Source organism: Paenibacillus polysaccharolyticus, assembly GCF_023714295.1.
GTDB lineage: Bacteria > Bacillota > Bacilli > Paenibacillales > Paenibacillaceae > Paenibacillus > Paenibacillus polysaccharolyticus_A.
Genome location: NZ_JAMAUN010000001.1, coordinates 1,889,321 through 1,907,430, shown reverse-complemented (window position 1 = coordinate 1,907,430; position 18,110 = coordinate 1,889,321). Strand labels below are relative to the sequence as shown.

20 protein-coding genes and 1 pseudogene are annotated in these 18,110 nt (G+C 41.0%); 18 read left to right on the top strand and 3 right to left on the bottom strand.

Going from position 1 to position 18,110, the window contains the following annotated elements; all coding sequences use genetic code 11:
- The first annotated feature begins 417 nt into the window (after window positions 1-417).
- The 5 genes from M3629_RS08730 to M3629_RS08710 all read left to right on the top strand — a co-directional run bounded on the left by M3629_RS08730 (window position 418) and on the right by M3629_RS08710 (window position 3,337).
- A complete protein-coding gene (locus M3629_RS08730) occupies window positions 418-990 on the top strand; it encodes an MFS transporter (protein WP_353056737.1) in 573 nt (190 codons plus the stop codon).
- A gap of 51 nt (window positions 991-1,041) precedes the next feature.
- A complete protein-coding gene (locus M3629_RS08725; RefSeq protein ID WP_251504268.1) occupies window positions 1,042-1,362 on the top strand; it encodes a hypothetical protein in 321 nt (106 codons plus the stop codon).
- Between the two features lie 40 nt (window positions 1,363-1,402).
- Window positions 1,403-2,257: an NAD-dependent epimerase/dehydratase family protein gene (locus M3629_RS08720; protein WP_251504265.1), complete on the top strand. Its 855-nt coding sequence runs from the start codon at window positions 1,403-1,405 to the stop codon at window positions 2,255-2,257.
- A 112-nt stretch (window positions 2,258-2,369) separates the two neighbouring features.
- The gene (locus M3629_RS08715; RefSeq protein WP_251504262.1) at window positions 2,370-2,789 is read left to right on the top strand and encodes a GNAT family N-acetyltransferase; all 420 of its coding nucleotides are present in this window, start codon (window positions 2,370-2,372) and stop codon (window positions 2,787-2,789) included.
- Window positions 2,790-2,839: 50 nt separating this feature from the next.
- Window positions 2,840-3,337: a GNAT family N-acetyltransferase gene (locus M3629_RS08710; RefSeq protein ID WP_251504259.1), complete on the top strand. Its 498-nt coding sequence runs from the start codon at window positions 2,840-2,842 to the stop codon at window positions 3,335-3,337.
- A 253-nt stretch (window positions 3,338-3,590) separates the two neighbouring features.
- Here M3629_RS08710 and M3629_RS08705 read toward each other — a convergent pair whose 3' ends face one another.
- Window positions 3,591-4,187 (bottom strand): TetR/AcrR family transcriptional regulator, encoded by a 597-nt coding sequence (locus M3629_RS08705; protein WP_251504256.1) that lies wholly within the window; start codon window positions 4,185-4,187, stop codon window positions 3,591-3,593.
- 195 nt (window positions 4,188-4,382) lie between these two features.
- Here M3629_RS08705 and M3629_RS08700 point away from each other — a divergent pair, with 195 nt between their 5' ends.
- The 5 genes from M3629_RS08700 (at window position 4,383) to ilvD (ending at window position 9,079) form a co-directional block, all read left to right on the top strand.
- Complete coding sequence (locus tag M3629_RS08700; RefSeq protein WP_251504253.1) at window positions 4,383-5,042, top strand: SDR family NAD(P)-dependent oxidoreductase; 660 nt, start codon at window positions 4,383-4,385, stop codon at window positions 5,040-5,042.
- A gap of 39 nt (window positions 5,043-5,081) precedes the next feature.
- A complete protein-coding gene (locus M3629_RS08695) occupies window positions 5,082-5,726 on the top strand; it encodes an NAD(P)-dependent oxidoreductase (RefSeq protein WP_251504250.1) in 645 nt (214 codons plus the stop codon).
- Window positions 5,727-5,777: 51 nt separating this feature from the next.
- Complete coding sequence (locus tag M3629_RS08690) at window positions 5,778-6,422, top strand: DsbA family oxidoreductase (protein ID WP_251504247.1); 645 nt, start codon at window positions 5,778-5,780, stop codon at window positions 6,420-6,422.
- 284 nt (window positions 6,423-6,706) lie between these two features.
- The gene (locus M3629_RS08685; RefSeq protein ID WP_251504245.1) at window positions 6,707-7,372 is read left to right on the top strand and encodes a GntR family transcriptional regulator; all 666 of its coding nucleotides are present in this window, start codon (window positions 6,707-6,709) and stop codon (window positions 7,370-7,372) included.
- Between the two features lie 15 nt (window positions 7,373-7,387).
- Window positions 7,388-9,079: a dihydroxy-acid dehydratase gene (gene ilvD / locus M3629_RS08680; protein ID WP_251504243.1), complete on the top strand. Its 1,692-nt coding sequence runs from the start codon at window positions 7,388-7,390 to the stop codon at window positions 9,077-9,079.
- 392 nt (window positions 9,080-9,471) lie between these two features.
- On the opposite strand, the gene M3629_RS08675 is transcribed toward ilvD, so the two are convergent.
- Both M3629_RS08675 and M3629_RS08670 read right to left on the bottom strand, forming a co-directional pair.
- Window positions 9,472-10,131 (bottom strand): YczE/YyaS/YitT family protein, encoded by a 660-nt coding sequence (locus tag M3629_RS08675; protein WP_251504241.1) that lies wholly within the window; start codon window positions 10,129-10,131, stop codon window positions 9,472-9,474.
- Entirely contained in the window at window positions 10,128-10,568 is a 441-nt protein-coding gene (locus M3629_RS08670; protein ID WP_251504239.1) for a GNAT family N-acetyltransferase, read from the bottom strand. The genes M3629_RS08675 and M3629_RS08670 overlap by 4 nt, the downstream gene beginning before the upstream one ends.
- A 1,139-nt stretch (window positions 10,569-11,707) precedes the next feature.
- On the opposite strand from M3629_RS08670, the gene M3629_RS08665 reads away from it, so the two are divergent.
- The 8 genes and pseudogenes from M3629_RS08665 to M3629_RS08630 all read left to right on the top strand — a co-directional run bounded on the left by M3629_RS08665 (window position 11,708) and on the right by M3629_RS08630 (window position 17,810).
- A complete protein-coding gene (locus M3629_RS08665; RefSeq protein ID WP_251504235.1) occupies window positions 11,708-12,220 on the top strand; it encodes an RNA polymerase sigma factor in 513 nt (170 codons plus the stop codon).
- Window positions 12,220-13,104 carry a DUF3298 domain-containing protein gene (locus tag M3629_RS08660; protein ID WP_251504232.1) on the top strand — a complete coding sequence of 295 codons (885 nt, stop codon included), beginning with the start codon at window positions 12,220-12,222 and terminating at the stop codon, window positions 13,102-13,104. The genes M3629_RS08665 and M3629_RS08660 overlap by 1 nt, the downstream gene beginning before the upstream one ends.
- A 45-nt stretch (window positions 13,105-13,149) precedes the next feature.
- The gene (locus M3629_RS08655; protein WP_251504213.1) at window positions 13,150-14,019 is read left to right on the top strand and encodes a DUF3298 and DUF4163 domain-containing protein; all 870 of its coding nucleotides are present in this window, start codon (window positions 13,150-13,152) and stop codon (window positions 14,017-14,019) included.
- Window positions 14,020-14,031: 12 nt separating this feature from the next.
- Window positions 14,032-14,265 (top strand): annotated as a pseudogene (locus M3629_RS08650) (stalk domain-containing protein); the annotation flags it as partial.
- Between the two features lie 306 nt (window positions 14,266-14,571).
- Window positions 14,572-15,465 carry a polysaccharide deacetylase family protein gene (locus M3629_RS08645; RefSeq protein ID WP_251504210.1) on the top strand — a complete coding sequence of 298 codons (894 nt, stop codon included), beginning with the start codon at window positions 14,572-14,574 and terminating at the stop codon, window positions 15,463-15,465.
- 39 nt (window positions 15,466-15,504) lie between these two features.
- The gene (locus tag M3629_RS08640; protein WP_251504207.1) at window positions 15,505-16,161 is read left to right on the top strand and encodes a YkyA family protein; all 657 of its coding nucleotides are present in this window, start codon (window positions 15,505-15,507) and stop codon (window positions 16,159-16,161) included.
- A 389-nt stretch (window positions 16,162-16,550) separates the two neighbouring features.
- Window positions 16,551-16,685 carry a paeninodin family lasso peptide gene (locus M3629_RS08635; protein WP_145414279.1) on the top strand — a complete coding sequence of 45 codons (135 nt, stop codon included), beginning with the start codon at window positions 16,551-16,553 and terminating at the stop codon, window positions 16,683-16,685.
- A gap of 297 nt (window positions 16,686-16,982) precedes the next feature.
- Window positions 16,983-17,810 (top strand): class I SAM-dependent methyltransferase, encoded by an 828-nt coding sequence (locus tag M3629_RS08630; protein ID WP_251504204.1) that lies wholly within the window; start codon window positions 16,983-16,985, stop codon window positions 17,808-17,810.
- The last annotated feature ends 300 nt before the right edge of the window (window positions 17,811-18,110 follow it).

The window sequence follows — 18,110 nt, the reverse complement described above, 5'->3', positions numbered from 1 at the left end:
ATGGTCAAAATGTATGAATAATGGATCTAATGAAGACCAATATATCATGTTAATATGAATCATGCCAAATCCAATTCCTACAGAAAGAAGCCAACTGCATGAGAAACCTTAGAACTAATAGCCTTAGAGCACCCACAGAGAGCTCAGCACCCGAGAGTATATCATCGATCGTAATTTTACCCATGGACAAAGATTATGAATTGAATCGTTGGCTATGCGTTACAGCCCTTTTTATGGCATCACTTAATCTTAGACCTATTGTTTCATCTATTGCACCTGTCTTGGGAAGCATTCAACATGACCTTGACCTAAGTGGTGCTGTATCCAGCCTGCTCGTATCGATTCCGGTGTTATGTATGGGAATACTTGCTCCGTTCTCTGTAAAATTGAGTGAAAAATTAGGGGGTCGAGCAGGTCATCACCTTCTCCTTAACACTGATTGGGGGAAGCACACTTTTACGCCTGTTTATCCATTCCGCTTCGTTGTTATTTTTCACTACATTGTTATCGGGCGTAGGTATTGCTATGATGGGACCGTTGTTATCCGGTTTTATTAAAAAACATATGGCTGACAAGGCACCCTCCATGATTGCAATCTACTCCATGGCTTTAGCATTGGGGGCAGCTCTAGGTTCAAGTCTTACTTCACCTTTGTACGAGAGGCTTCATTCATGGCAAATGTCGTTGTCCTTCTGGGGCATACCTGTTGTTCTGGCATTGCCACTATGGTTGAATATGCTGAGACAGCTACCTTCGAAATCTAAATTAAACTCAACCGTTTCATTCGGAAAATCGTTTGAGCCACCTTGGCATAAAAGAAAAGCATGGATTCTGTCCATACAATTCGGAATGTTATCCATAGTATTCTATTCCCTTTTAGGTTGGCTTCCCTTAATCCTTATTGGAGCAGGTGCTTCCAAACTGCATGCCGGGCTTATGGTTACTCTGTTCGCTTTAATACAAATTCCAAGTGGTGCCATTGTGCAATAGTTACTTAAAAGCCATCCATCAAGAAGAAACTGGCTCATCGTAGCCGCCATAATGCAAGCTGCAGGTCTATTACTCATCTTCTTGTCCACTTATTTATGGTTTGCTGTATTCATTTGCGGTTTAGGGTCGGGTATGCTGTTTGCACTGCTCAATTTGCTTCCAGTTGAAATGACTTCTTCGTCTGAGGAAGCTACCTCTTGGGCGGCTATGACGCAATGCATAGGATTTCTGATTGGAGCGACTGGGCCATTGTTGACGGGTTATCTGCATGATCGCATGGGTCATTTTAATGAAGGAATAATGGTGATGGTATTCATCTCTGTAGCAATGGGAATTCTATCCCTAACTATGGAATCTAAAAAAGATACGTAAAAATGAATAGAATGAAAAATGAACCTGGAGGTCTACATATATGAGAGTTTTCGTTGCTGGTGCAAGTGGTGTTATCGGGAGATTGTTGCTTCCGCAACTCGTACATGCTGGACACGAAGTCTTTGGCATGACGCGGAAAGAAGAGCAGAGACCGGCCATCGAACAAACAGGAGCAAAGGCCATTCTTGCAGATGTGTTTGATCGAGAGCAGATGGTGGAGGTTCTAACGAAAATTAAACCTGATGTTGTAATTCATCAATTAACCTCATTAAGTCAAGGGAGCTCAGCAGAAAATGCACGTATACGCATTGAAGGAACCCGGAACCTGGTAGATGCAGCAAAACAGGCGGGAGTACAAAAAATGATTGCTCAGAGTATTTCTTGGGCCTATGAACCTGGCACAACTCCTGCAACGGAAGAAACGCCATTGGACATATACGCTCCTATGCCTAGAAATACGACAATTAACGGTGTAGTCGCCCTGGAAGAAGCAGTAAAGGAAATTTCAGAATATGTGGTTTTACGATACGGTACTTTGTATGGACCAGCAACTTGGTATGATAAGGCTGGGGCTACCGCTGAAAAAGTAAGGAATCAGGAGATAAAGGCAACAGACGGTGTCTCTTCTTTTGTCCATGTGCAAGATGCCGCGAATGCTGCTGTCCTCGCATTGGGGTGGTCTACAGGAACGTATAACATCGTAGATGATGAACCTGCAAAAGGTACAGAGTGGCTACCCGTATATGCAGACGCGTTACTTGCATCTAGACCAGAAATTGAATCCGGTTCGAGTCCGTGGGAGAGAGGCGCTTCGAACAGTAAAGCTAAACATGAATGTGGTTGGAAACTTGAGTATCCCACATGGAGAACAGCATTTCCCAAAGTTTTATGTTAACCTTGTGTTAGCTAACTCAAAGAGGGAATAAAGCAATTCGAAGCCAATGCGGAAGAGGCCAATACCTAGTTGAAAATTAAATCTAAACTTAGAAGTTAGGGGGATTGATCGAATGATCATTAGAGAAGCCAGTATTGCAGACTATCCACAATTGAGACAAATTTATCTTGATTCCCGCCGTGAGAGTTTTCATTGGGCCAACACAGATAAAATGACGCTTGATGATTTCGACCGGGATACATTGGAGGAAGAAATCCTTCTGGCAGAGGAGAACAGGCATATCCTGGGGTTCGCCTCATTGTATGTACCTAACCGCTTTATTCATAATTTATTTGTACACCCCAGCGCTTCTGGCAAAGGTATTGGCGATCTGTTGCTTAAACGGGCTATATCCGAACTGGGAACGCCAGTCACATTAAAATGTGTTTCCGAAAATCAAATTGCATTGAATTTCTATAAAAAGCGGGGATGGAAAACTGTTGTTGAGGAAGGGGAGCCTGGGGCGAAATACTGGGTTCTAGTCTATGAGTAAAAGGTTAACGGATATAGTTCATACTTAATATTAATGCAGGAGTGGTTACAATGGATATTCGCGTAGATGATTTGAGCGGGGGACAGGTGATTGGATTAATTGCAGAACATTTGCAAGGAATGGCAGAGGATTCTCCACCAGAAAGCATGCATGCCCTTAATCTGGACGGGTTGAAAAAGCCCGAAATTGCTTTCTGGTGCGCATGGGAGGAAGATGAGCTTCTTGGCTGTGGGGCTATCAAGGAATTGGACAAGGAACACGCAGAACTCAAATCGATGAGGACAGCTAAGAATCATTTGCGTAAAGGTGTAGCTAGATATATTCTTTCTCACATCATTCAAGTAGCCATAAGCCGAGGATACAAACGGATCAGTCTAGAGACCGGCTCCGCGGATGCATTCATTCCAGCTCGCAAGTTATATGAAGGTTTTGGCTTCACGTATTGTGGGCCATTTGCAGATTATGTCCTCGATGGGAATAGTACATTTATGATGAAGGAACTTTTGTCGAGGGACAAGAATATGTCGTCATTGAAGTCGCTATTATAGCGGCTTTTTTGTTTTTAAGAAACCAAGTTCCGTTCTCAACTTAGGACAGAACTTGGTTTCTTTGACGAAATGGATAAATCCATGGTGGCTAGATAAAAGCACACCTATAAAAGACTTCTCCGTTTAAAAACAGGTTTTTGTTGCCTGAGGTCAGAGTTCGTCACATACAGAAAGATTAAGTACACAAAACAATGTTGATTACGATATTTATGTTTTTCGTATACTCAGATATTGTTTGTAAGCATTAATAACTTTAATCATTGATTGGGATACCCGCAGCTGTTAAATGTCCATGAGTTAGAATTTTTCCAAATTGAGAGGCAAGTTCACTCGGAGTATACGAAAAATCATTTTTAACCCACCATATTACAATGCCCATAAAAGTAGATGCGATATATTGAAGTAATAATTCCTTTGAAATCTTCAGAGGGGTATGATCCAAGCCATCTTCCACAGTATTTTTTATAATCTCCTCCATTTTTGATTGAAAACCATAAATTCTGTTCTCATCCAGTAAGAATGCTTTGTAAAAGGGGATATTGTCCTTAATTTTCTCCAGTATGGTTTGCATCAGTTGTTCAAGCATAGAGCCACTTATACTAGATTTGCTACTCGAACAAAGATTGAGTGTACTCTTTAGTTCTTCTAATAATTCGTCCATAGATACATTTAACAAATCGGGTTTGTTCTGATAATGAAGGTAAAATGTATTTCGGTTAATCATCGCCTTATCGGCTATATCTTGGATCGTAATCCCCTCGTATCCCTTCTCATTGAGAAGTTCTATAAATGCTTTTTTTATCGAATGTTTGGAGCGAATGATACGCAAATCAGTTTTTTTCTTCATCATGACCCGTTCCCTTAACTTTTTTTTGTTAGATATACGACATTTGAGTTGAAACTGTATTTTATCTCTCAAAATCAAAATTATTAAACATTGAATGCTGATCTTTCATTGATCATAATAAACAAAAGATAAATATACAACACGTTGACCATTATTTATCTTACTGATCATTAACTCTATTCGAAGGGAAGATATGAAATGAAAACGATAGCGATTGTTGGAGCAGGAGCAGGTTTAGGAATGTCCATTGCGAAGAAATTCGGACAAAATGGCTTCCGCGTAGCTCTTATTGCGCGAAATGAAGACAAGTTGAACCAACTGGTTATTGAATTAGAACAATTGGGAATCGAAGCTGCTTCATTTCAAGCGGACATATTGAATAAAGAACAAATTGAGAAGGCATTTGCTGCTGTTAAAGAGAAATACGGATTCATTGATGTTCTTGAGTACAGTCCAACGCCGAGCTTTGACTCCGTAGCGCCAACATTAGATGTAACTGAAGAAAATGCGTTATACCAATTTCAATATAATGTTTTAGGTGCTTTATCGAGCATTAAACAAGTACTTCCGAATATGCTGGATAAGCAAAGAGGTGCTCTGTTATTTACAACTGGAGGTGCTTCAGTCCACCCAGTACCGATGATGGGTAATGTAGGAATTGCAATCTCAGGACTTCGTAATTATATCTTTAATTTGAACAGCGAATTAGCGGACAAAGGAGTATATGCAGGTCATCTTTCGATCGGAATCTGGATGCAGCCGAATTCAGGCGTTCAGGATAAAATCGCTGATATTTGGTACGACATGTACACCAAAAGAGATAGAGTAGAAGAGTTTATAACTGAAGATAAAGTGTAAGTTGAATAATTTATTTTAAAGGAGATACAAGAGAAAAATATGAATATCACCATTTTCGGTGCAAGTGGTGCAATTGGACAGCTTGTAACACAACTAGCTTTGGATCACGGGGATTTCGTTACGGCATATGTTAGAAACCCCCAAAAAATCAGCCTCAAACATCCAAATTTGAGCCTTGTACAAGGGGAACTTTCGAATACTTCAACCATCGAGAAGGCCGTTGCCGAATCAGATGTCGTAATCAGCACATTGGGGCCAGCATCCGATATGTCACTAAAGCTTAAAGGCACGCCGATTGCTGACGGGCACGAACGGATCATTAAGGCTATGAATAAACTTAACAAAAAATGGATCATTACACTTGCGACGCCGGCTTTGCAATCCGATGACGATAAGAAAAACATTTCCACGATACTTCCAGGTGTCTTAGCGAAAGTTTTCCTACCAAACGGTTATGCAGAAATGAAGAAACTTGAAGGAATGATTAAGGAATCCAAACTGAATTGGACAGTCGTTCGAATTATTAATCCCAATGTCAAATACAAAGGGCAATCTTATGATTATTCATTCGGTGATAAACCAGCTAAATTAGGTGTTTCCAGAGAAAATGTTGCTAAATTCATGTACTCTGCCGCTCGTGACAACGCATTGATTAGGAAAATGCCTATTATTTATAACAAATAAATTTAAATGTAGTATTCACCGATTAAGGTGGTTAGTGAGGGAGGATTCAAAATGAAAATCGAGATATGGTCGGATTATGTTTGTCCATTTTGTTATATTGGTAAACGACGATTAGAATCTGCACTGGAGCAATTCGCTCCTCCGAATGAAGTGCTTATTGAATATAAAAGCTTTGAACTTAATCCGCAAGCATCCATGTACTCAGGCAAAAGTATGCATCAAATACTTTCGGAGAAACATGGTATGAGTCTCGAACAAGCGAAAAAGGCACATGCTGAACTTGAACAACAAGTAGCAATGATGGGTCTCGTGTATAATATCGACCAAATAAAGCCCACCAATACGTTTGATGCGCATCGTTTAACCCAGTATGCCAAATCTGTGGGTAAAGATCAGGAATTAGCTGAGAAGCTGTTCTATTCTTATTACAGGGACGCCAAGTTAATTAGTGATCATGATACTTTAGCCAGTATTGCAGAATCAGTTGGAATGAATAGGGACGAGTCAATCGCAGTTCTCCATGATTCCTCCAAATATGCTAGCGAAGTGCGTTCAGATGAAGCCACAGCAAAACAATTAGGTATAACAGGAGCGCCTTTCTTTGTCATTGATAGAAAATATGCAATATCCGGCGCACAACCAACAGAGGTATTCTTAAAAGCTCTTAACCAAGCATCTCAGGAACCCTTCGTATGATTTTAACGATTATAAGCAAGTTTTAGTGAACATTTTAACACAACATTTTGGTTTAACCTAACTAACAGGTTCAATGATGAATATAAATCTAACCGTACTCAATAAAATCAAGGAGGCAACTGATCTATGATTGGTTGCTTTTTTCATGCATTCGAACGGGCAAAAACAACAGGTAGATATCAGAATAAACTTAAATAAGCGAGTAAAAAATGAAATATTAATTGCATCTTAATCGTGTATGCGATATATTGCATATAAGAATAATTGTGATGAGGATGAAAACCATGCCAATTCCTAAAGATTTTGCCCTACCGGTCCGTATGTCCGCAAAAGAAAGAGCGTTTTCTCAGATTCAGCGATGGATTATTGATGGAACACTGCAACCAGGTGAAAAGCTTATTGATGCGGAAATGGCTGAATCACTTGGAGTCAGCCGGACTCCGATTCGGGAGGCATTTCAGTTACTCGAAGTACAAGGCCTCGTATCGATGCATCCAGGAAAAGAAACAAAAGTAACGAATATTGAGAAAAACGATATTTTCAAGATGTATTCAACCATGGCTGCTCTCCAGGCCTTGGCTGCTGAAATCACTGCCAAAATTATTGTTCCAGAACAGATCGAGAAACTAAGATCTATTAATTTGGAATTTGCAAATTCCATTAAAAATGGACAAGTGTATCAGGCTATGGAGGTGGATGAGCAATTTCATAATTATATTGTGGAGCTCTCAGATAATCCTTATGTAGCCACATTTAATGCCTCTCTTCAGATTCACATTAGGCGATTTAAATATGTGTTTTTAAAACAACCTATGACAGCTACACTTACTTCAGTCGAAGAGCATGATTTGATTATTCAAGCTTTTGAAGGCAAAAATAGTGAAGAAGCCCATAAACTAATGAAACAAAATTTCATTCGGCCGATGCAGGAACTGAACGAAATACTTTGAAATGAGGGAAGAAACATGGAGAATAAAAAAGATCTTCGTATTCGAAGTAAGGTAATCAGTGAAGGCGCTAACCGGGTACCGAACAGAGCGATGCTGCGTGCAGTTGGTTTTCAAGATGAGGATTTTAAAAAGCCAATGATCGGAATAGCGAGTACGTGGAGTGAGGTAACACCATGTAATATGCACATCAATGATTTAGCGTTACAAGCTAAGCAGGGTGCACGCGATAACGGTGGTGCTCCACTGATTTTTAATACAATTACCGTTTCGGATGGAATCTCGATGGGTCATGGCGGGATGTTGTTCTCACTGCCTAGTAGGGAAGCTATTGCGGATTCGATTGAAATTGTGACCGGAGCCGAGCGTTTTGACGGCGTTGTTGCGATCGGTGGTTGTGACAAGAATACGCCTGCATGTCTGATGGCTATTGGACGCATGAACATTCCTTCCGTTTATGTATACGGTGGAACCATTCAACCAGGTAATCTCGACGGCAAAAAAGTAGATATCGTTTCGGCTTTTGAAGCCGTTGGTCAATATCAAGATGGCAAAATAACAGATGAACAGCTACATAAGGTCGAATGTAGTGTTTGCCCAGGCCCAGGGGCTTGCGGGGGTATGTATACCGCTAATACGATGGCCGCAGCTGCAGAAGCCATGGGTATGTGTTTACCGGGTTCTTCTTCGACATCAGCGATTTCAGCGGATAAAGCAAAGGAATGCGAAGCAGCCGGTAAACAGGTCATCTCACTGCTTGAACAGGAAATCTACCCAAGAGACATCATGACGAAAAAAGCATTTGAGAATGCAATTACTGTTGTTATGGCTCTGGGAGGATCAACTAACGCATTTCTGCATTTGCTAGCTATTGCGCATTCAGTAGAAGTCGATTTGACTCTGGATGATTTTGAACGTATTCGCTTGCGTGTTCCTCATTTGGCAGATCTGAAGCCAAGTGGTCAATATGTGATGCAAGATTTAAACGATATCGGTGGCGTCTCAGGGGTAATGAAGCTATTGCTTGCTGAGGGATTACTACATGGGGATTGCCTCACCGTAACAGGTAAAACATTGGCGGAGAATTTAGCGGAAGCTGATCCACTTCCGAATGATCAAGAGATTATACGACCACTCGATAATCCGCTGAAACCTGATGGACCATTGGTTGTACTTCGAGGAAACCTCGCTCCCGAAGGTGCTGTTGCCAAAATGTCAGGCATGAAGATCCAGCAGTTCTCCGGCCCTACCAAGGTGTACGATAGCGAAGATGAAGCAACAATAGCGATTACGAATGATGAAATTAAAGAAGGCGACGTTGTGGTCATACGTTACTGTGGGCCGAAGGGTGGACCAGGTATGCCTGAGATGCTTTCCGTTACAGCACTTATCGTAGGCAAAGGACTCGGCGGGAAAGTGGCTCTCATCACGGATGGTCGATTCTCGGGTGGCTCACACGGATTTGTAGTTGGCCATGTATCACCTGAAGCACAAGTAGGCGGACCGATCGCTTTACTCCAAAATGGGGATATTATCACCATTAACAGTGATATTCAGGAAATGAAGGTTGAAGTATCAGAAGAAGAACTAGTCGCTCGAGCACAAGCTTGGGTACAACCTCCGCTGAAAGTAAAATCCGGTGTACTCGCCAAATATGCCAAATTAGTTTCTTCTGCTTCCAAAGGGGCAGTAACCGATTTGATGGAATAGACCAATAATCATTGAGGCTGGATATGGATGAAAAAAATTGTTTAGTGTGCAATTATCAAGGGCTGTATGAAGCACCATATGATCATAGAGGTGTACCCTCTGACGAAATATGTCCTTGTTGCGGATTTCAGTACGGATTTGATGATGATGGAATTTACAACAATGAGGAATCATATCGAATGTGGAGAGAAGTCTGGATAAACAATGGTTGTAATTGGTTTTCAGGAGGTAGAAAACCTCCTGATAATTGGAATGCAAAATCACAAATAAAAAGATAGGTAACAATTAAGCAATGCAAAGTACAGTGTCGTGGGAAAGAACATGTTCCAATTGAAGTCGCTATTTTAGCGGCTTTTTTATTTTGTCAGTACAAGTTCTTGCCCTCGGGTATTCTAAACGGAATGGTTTCCATCGACCTCATTACTTCCTGATTCTGTTGAACTCCATTTTTCTATCATCTCTCCAATACATGGCATAAAAACATTTAAAATGGCCCCACTGAAGCAGACAGCCAGTGCAGTTCCTATACCTATGGGTCCATTAAAAATGAATGCCATGAACAGGATTACAACATTAATCAGAGTTCTCGCAAAAAATATATTCGTTCGAGTTATTTTTTGTAGTGAGAGTGTTAATCGATCGATCGGAATCGGTGCAAAATTGGTCTGTAGATACATGGCCGTTCCTATTCCTGCAACAACCAAACCAGAGCCGAAACACAAAAATTTCAAATACATTAGATCAGGTGCCACCCAAGTCCGTAACAATAACAGCCAGAAATCAATACAAATGCCTGTTATAAGTGCAGTTACTAAACCCAAATATTCAGGTTTCTGTTTTTGTAGCAACGAATTAAAAAATATCATAACTAGGGCAATGATAATCTCCCAGCTGCCAACAGTTAAACCTACGTTTAGGGACAATCCGACCAGAAGAGCATCGAATGGAGAGCTTCCAAGCTTTGATTGTATGGTCAATGTAATGCCAAGAGTTAAAATTAAGATACCTATTGCATAAATTAAATATTGATTTACACGTGATAACGGCATCATTTCGATAATAAATCTTTCACCATTAGATAATGCGGTATTCCATCTTCCATAAATACATCGGAGGTCGTCTGGTATCCTAGCTTGTGATAAAATCCCTCTGCATGTGTCTGTCCGTGTAATTTAACTTTGGATATTCCTTTATCTTCTGCAATCTCTTCCAGTGATGTAACGATTAATTTACCGAGACCAAATTGGCGATAAGATTTTAAGATACATATACGATCGAGTTTACCTACGCCATCTTGAATAATAATTCTGCCTGTTCCGGCGGGTAGTTCATTAAAATAGACCAGGATGTGCTCACACTGTCCATCTAATTGATCATAATCGTCAAACTCATCTTCAATTGGTACATTTTGTTCTTTCACAAACACTTCTTCTCTTATTTGAAAAGCGATGTTGAGCCCCTCAATGGAGTCTATTTTTTTTGATTTCATTTCTTATAATCCTTTCAAAAATTCATTTTGTAATGATAAACAAATTAAACATTCTTTTGGATGATTATAAACGATATAATTTTTGTTGTAAATACAACAAAAAAACTGAAGGATTACGATTCAAAAGAAGATGGTTTTATTGTGTGTTTAAAGGAACGGCATGAAAATCTCTCAATGTAGCTCCTAACGTATCAATCTCTGGTGGCCCTTCGTCTTCCATCCCTTCTGAAATTACTTATAAAGTAGAGAAAACAACATCGGATTTCTCATTCAATCTTTAGAATGCTATTATGAGGCCATAAATCATTCTATGGCTTCGTCTTTATTTTGCATGATGTAAGGAGCAAATATTGAAATTCAAACAAAAATGGTTGATAAGGGCGCTATTAATTGAAGAAGTGTGAATACACCGAAGGACAAATAAAGGTCGGGTATGAAGTAAATGGATTCAGTTTGAAATAATATAATGTCTCTTGTAAGCTATACCATGGCGGAAGTTTAATTTCTTCTTCTGACTCGACAGATGGAGGCTTAATAGAATTAGACGAACAGCATTATTACTTTGTCGGTTTTGAGGATATAGATGAAGTTAATCTGCCTGACTCACAGGGAACGTTAGTTCAATGATATAGAGTAGCTGATTAAGAGAATCAGCTGCTTTTTTCTATATCGTCTGTATCGGGCAGTTTACAGAAAAATTCCTTTATACATTCACATTCAATTCACCCATTTGAGGAAAAATCATGGTGAGGTGCATCTCATCGACATAGTGAAGCTCCTAAAGGAAGGGATTCTTATGATTGGTTTGCATTATGGAATTTCCCACAAAAAAGAGAAGAACATGACTTAATCAGTTAGTATTTTTTCGCTAAAAAAGTTCGTTTGGCTTCGGTGGACATAATTCCGCAATACTTATCCGAATATATAAAAGTGAATAAACATTAGCTCATGACCCCGGTGAAGCTGGTGTCTTTTATTTGTTGCGCGGCTTGATTGGCTCGCCTAAATTACAGACAAAATCCAGCAGTTGAATTTTTTTTTTTGCAAATCAAACTTTTTGAACAACTCGCCCGTCTTGCTTCCGTAAGGCAATTGCAATTGATGGTTACCCGCGCGGGCCCAAAGGAGTGTCTGATTAGATGAGAGTCGGCCGGAAGCTGGAAAAGCTTCTAATTCAATGTATCACCGATAACCAAGAAAGTGCATATCGACTGGCTTACAGCTATGTCCGCAACAAAGAGGATGCCCTCGACATCGTACAGGATGCCATCCATAAAGCGTTCATGTCCATCGAAAACCTGAAGAATACGGGTTCATTAAAAAGCTGGTTTTTTCGGATCATCGTGACAACGTCCCTGGATTTCATACGAAAACAGAAAAAAGTCCAAATCATGGACGAAGAAAAACTGGAGGTTGTGCTTCCAAGCAGCCAAGATCATTATGCCGATCTGGATCTGGCAAGATCACTGGATGAGTTGCCGGAAAAATACCGTATTTTGATTATCCTTCGCTTTTTTGAAGATATGAAGATCGAAGAAATTGCCGAAGTGCTCAACGAGAATCTCAATACCGTGAAAACAAGGCTCTATCAAGGACTGCAGAAGCTTCGGGTAAACATGAGCGAGGAAGAACAAAAAGAGGAGAGACGATAATGGATGATAAGCTAAATAGGATGAAACAGGAGTATGAGTCCATTCCTATTCCTGAAGAATTAAATGAGATGGTGAATAGAACGATTGCTTCCCGGCGAACAAAAATAAAGGCCATGCCCTGGCTCGTAAGTGCTGCAGCTGCCTGCATCCTACTGTCTGTCGGTGTAAACGCCAGCCCGGCCTTCGCCAAGGCGCTGTCTGAAGTGCCGGTGCTCGGGCAGATTGTCAAGGTGATCACCATCCGGGAATATGCCGAAGAAAACGAAAACACCGATGTGCATCTTAAAACGCCCGGCATAGCCGGTACCGGCAATCCTGAATTGGAACAGTCCCTGAATACCAAATATTTGGAGGAGAACAAGAAGCTGTACGAGAGCTTCAAGAATGATGTGGCCCAGCTGGAAAAAAGCGGGGGAGGGCATCTCGGGCTGGAAAGCGGCTATGAAGTCGTCAACGATACGGACCAGCTGCTAACCCTCTCTCGTTATGTCGTCGAATCAGCTGGATCCTCCGCTGAATCCCGCAAATACGATACCATCGATAAAGTCAACCATATCGTCCTCACCCTGCCGAGCCTCTTCAGCGACGACCGCTATATCCAAGTGATCAGCGACAATATTAAAGAGCAAATGCGTCAGCAGATGAAAAACGACTCAAGCAAGATTTACTGGGTTGACCAGCCGGGAAGCAAGACGGATATGCCGAAGGAGGAACTGTTCCGCAGCATCGCGAAGGATCAGAATTTCTACATTAATCAGGACGGCAAGCTGGTCATCAGCTTCAATGAATATGACGTAGCGCCTGGCTCCATGGGCGTTGTCGAGTTTACGATTCCGACGGAGGCGATCCAATACTTGCTCGTCAGCAACGAGTATGTTCAATAACTACTATACGACTAAATCTTTTTTAATCACCAGGAGGTAATTACAATGAAAACGATACAACATACAACAAAATGGACTAAAACCTTGGCCGCAGCCGGCTTAGCAGGCATTCTGATGGTGTCCGCTTCCGGGCATTCTTCCGCACATGCACAGGTCCAATCCGATTCCGGTAACGGACAGATTACGGCTCCCGTGCTTGCCACGAAGATGGTTACAAGCAAGAAACTCCACTCATCTGAGAAATGGCTGAAGACGGATATCACCATTCCCGTATTCCAAGGACTCGCAGACTCCAAATATCAGGATCAGCTGAACGATATCATTGAGACCCATGCCTCCAAGGATCTTGCAAAATGGGAAAAGGCCGCCGCTGAAGCTTCCACCTTGGCCAAAAAGAATGGCTACGCCATGCATCCCTACCAGTTGTTGATCCAATATGAGCTGACATCAGACGGATCGGACAACGGCATGGTCTCCCTTAAAATCACCACGGAGGGGACCGGCATGAACAATCCCGATACACGTGTCGACACGTACAACTTCACAAATGAAGCACAGGCGAAGCGCGTAACGCTTGAAAATCTGTTCGGTAATAAGTATCTCTCCATTCTGGATGCGTATATTAAATCAGCAATTGCTGCAGAGCAAGAGCATTATTTTAAAGGGAAGGACGGGTTTCAGAACATACACCCCGAGCAAAGCTTTTACGTGAAGGACGGCCATGCACATATCGTATTCCAAAAATACAGCATCGCTCCTGGATCAACCGGCACGCCTGAATTTGCCGTGAAGCTACCGGACCAAATTAAAGTACACGGAGCTGTCCAAGCGATCATTCCTTCCAGCAAGCATTACATCGGCAAAGACGGTAAGCTAATGATTCTTTTAGCCAACGTGCTGCGCCAGCTGAATTAAGACGTTACTTGGAATGGCAAAAGCAAAACCACCGACATTACCAAAGGAGCCCTCAGGAGCTCCATCAGCTTGAACAAGGACAGCTATTTTCTTGGAAAAAATGCTTCCCACAAGCTCGGGGCGGTAAAGGAAATGAGAAATGGATACGTCTACGTTCCGCTGGAATTCCTGTCCAATATTCTGAATTTGAAGGTCATCCAAGACAACAAGCAGGGTCAGATCACGATCTCCAACACAGAAAATTAAAAACGCACTTTCCTCCTTTTCTGTCCGCCCTCATATTCGATCACAACAAAGACCGCCCGCAAACATTTGCGCCAGCGGTCTTTTTTTTCTTGTTGGGGGCTAGTGACCCGCCCAATCACAGATAAGATCACAGTGGTTGAAATTTCTAATTGAAAAATCAAACTTTTCAAACAACTTGCCCGTCTTGTTTCCGTAAGGCAATTACAATTGAAGGTTACCGGCGAATTTTTCTATGAATTTTATGTAAGAACGAGTTCATAGATTAATAGTTAGCATAATTACGAGATGATAGGACGTGGACAGGTTTTGAAATCACATCATGAATCAACACAAGTGAACGGAATTGCAATTCGCGGTGGAAGTCGCAAAGGAAGAAGGAAGATTCGTTATGGAAAGTTAAGTTTAGTACTTATGGGTTTGATTCTCCTTGTCATGGGGACTACGCATGTATTCAGCGGTAAGACACATTGGATAAAGACGATGGTTGAACCGCCACCCATTTCTGTTATTAAAGAGCCTGTTCAATTAGGGTTCATACAGGGTTCGCCAGACTCAAAAGAGCAACCGACGAGATTCTTGGGTCAAATCAGCAAAGTAGCGTATATTACCTTTGATGATGGCCCTAGCAAATACACGGAGCAATTGCTTGACATTATGAACCAGTATGATGCTAAAGCTACTTTTTTTATGGTTGGAGAGAATCTGGATCACTACCCGGAAGCGGTGATACGTTTGGTGAAAGAAGGCAGTTATCCCGGGTTGCATAGTATGACACATAGTTATAAAAAGTTATATAAGAGCGGCAGCTCAGACAACTTTTTGAATGAATTTAAAGAAGTACAAAATAAGGTCGAGGCTTTGATTGGATATACACCACATCTGATACGTGCGCCTTATGGAAGCAGCCCACAGATCGGTGAGGCATTTAGAGGAGATATCGCGGCAGCAGGGTTTAAATTGTGGGACTGGACAACGGACTCACTTGACTGGAACCTTCCCGGTCAGCCCAATAAAATTATATCCCGGATAGAAAGAGGCGCACACCGAGATATAGAAGTTATTCTGATGCATGAACGGAAACAGACTGTAGAAGCTCTGCCACAAATTCTTAAGCTACTGAGAGCAAAAGGCTATGAGTTTGAGGTTTACAATCCGAATGAGCATATGGTTGTTAATTTCAGTCACGATCCTCGCTTGTAATTTAACTTAGATAAAATAACAGTAAAAGAGGGAAAACCGGTGAAAATCACAAGTAAAAAACGGATATATGCTGTTCTTATTACCATATTACTTCTCCTACTTAACGGATGTGGAGAGCCTCAGGAGCCAGCGGTCAATCAGATTAATCATCTAGCTCAAAATAGTCAGGCGATCGACAAAGGTCTGGAGTCCCTTTCAAATCATGAACAAGAAGATATGAAATTATACAATGTTATTCTGAGTCAAGGGAGGGAGAAAAACAGTAACGTAACAGAGTTGCTGGAGCAAGTGAAAACTCATATACAGGCGCGAAGAACTATTCTTGAACAAATAGAAAAAGCTAGGCAGCAGGCAGATGAACAAACGAAATCACTTCAACAATCACTGCTGAAACTTTCGTTTGAAAAAGAAAAAACACTTTCTCTTGCGGAAAAATCTCTCGAACAATATGAGTCAAGAAACCAAACACTTCAGATGTTTATTGAAGCTTATGGATTGGGTTTGGATGCTGAAGAGCAAGTGTACGGAGCAATGAGAGGGCGTACTAAAACAGATCTTAAAGAAATCAAACTTGCTATTAAAAAGAGAAATGCTCTATATGACAAATTGAGTGAAATTCAAGAAAAGTTCAACTTACTGACCCAGACATTTAACAGTACTCAAGAACAGATTATGAAGCTAAGCCAAGAAAGATGAGTGAAATTAAGATCGGTAACGCCCATGCTAGATCATGTACCGATGGGTAGAATGGGGACAAGAACATGTTCCCAGCCAAGGACTAGTACTTGTTCTCATTGCCGGAATTGACATGGACATAGTCCGATTGCCGATTAGATATATGTCTAAATAAAAAGCGATCTAAAGGTGAGCGAGCTTTAACTTGGGCAGTTAGCGCTACAGGGAAATACTTCACCCATAGAAAAGGATGAACATAGAAAAGGATGAAATAGTTGTTTACTTCGATACGTATTGTGTCTTATAATTTTCACAAAGATACATATTGTATCCCAAAAGTTTGTATCGCGCAAGTAATGTACAGGTGTTCGCATCTTGGTTCCAGTTTTGTAGAAAGGAGGGAATGACCGATGGAAAAGAAAAAAACGCCTTGGCTGACACCGGAATTAGAGGTGCTGGATGTGCAGCAAACGATGGCTGGCTATGGATCCAGGCAAATTGATTGGATCGAAGAACATGATGCAGACCTGTATGATCCGTCCTGAGATCCTACTTCAAATTAAAAATCGTATTCTTGCTCAAAAGGTCGCCTGTGGGCGGCTTTTTCGATGCTAAGATGAGGGACAAGAATATGTTTCAATTTCATATACATAAGCAACTTCAACAAAATCATGGTGATACATCGATCAGATTCCCTCCGCTTCGTAAGTCATTTGGTAGAAAGCATTGGTTACGGAAAGTATATATGTATTTTTTGACGAATTAAACTATATATCGGATTCATTTGTTATTTTAGACAGATTCCACATCATTTATAGCGCTGTGAGAGGGGAGTGATCATTTTGAATACTTCTAAACAAATGATGCCTCATAATTCCAATGGTCTGTTTAGTACAATTGGAATTTATGGCGTCCAAGGAGTCTTTATTATTCTGTTCTTGTTATTAAGCCCTATCTACTATTTGAACAAATGGGACTTTAAACGTCGCAAAAAGCGGAAACCTTTCTACACCAGTAAATTAGTTCGATTACAAGAGCGTTATCCGATTCTCTACGAATTAGCCATGTACGTTCAGAACTTCCCTATTCCTCATAATGTCTACAAAGTTTTACCCCCTTTAAGGGGCGATGTTCTTCAGGTGGGCTGTGGTACAGGTTTACTGAACAAGTATCTTCGCAAGCAGAAGGATATTCGTTTTCTCAATATGGATCCGAATTTAAATGCGCTGAAACTTGGAAAGAAGTGGGGGAGGTTTGATTCCTATATCCATGCCTTCATTGATAAGCCGACTTCTTTACCTGAACATTGCTGTGATATGATTTTATTTGCACGAAGCTTTCATCACATTCGTCATCATAAAAAAGCCTTCATTGAGAGCAGCAGATTGTTACGTGATGGTGGATCAATCATTATTACGGATCCGGTTATACTCAAGTCTCTTTCAGGTTCTGTAACGGACGGTGGTTATATGGCGAACTCTTCGATTGATGGTGTAATTTGGAGATTTACCAAAGAAACATTAATTACTCACATCGAGCGCTGTCTTCCTCCTGAATTAAAGATTGAATCCGTAACCGAAACGAGACAAGTGCATGTAACGAATTATAATTTATTTGTGCCTCAGACAGATATCGTAGTGGTTCTTCGTAAAAGTTATTTTCCGAACTAGTTACGGTAGAGAACTCGAATATTCGTAACGAAGCAAACCATGGTTTTGCGGGGGAAGAATTGGTTTAAAAGCCGCAGTAAACGAAAGTTGTAAAAAGGGCCGGTTGTCGAGGGACAGGAATATATATCCATTAAAGTCGCTAATTTAGCGGCTTTTTTATTTTATCGGTACAAGTTCATGTCCTTAGATTGGGATAAGAACTTGTACCAATTGCCTGAAAAGAGCTTGTTGAATGTTTGCGAAAACATTTATGAGAAGAAGTAGCTTTATTGTTACTCTCTGCACCGATTGCTATGGAAT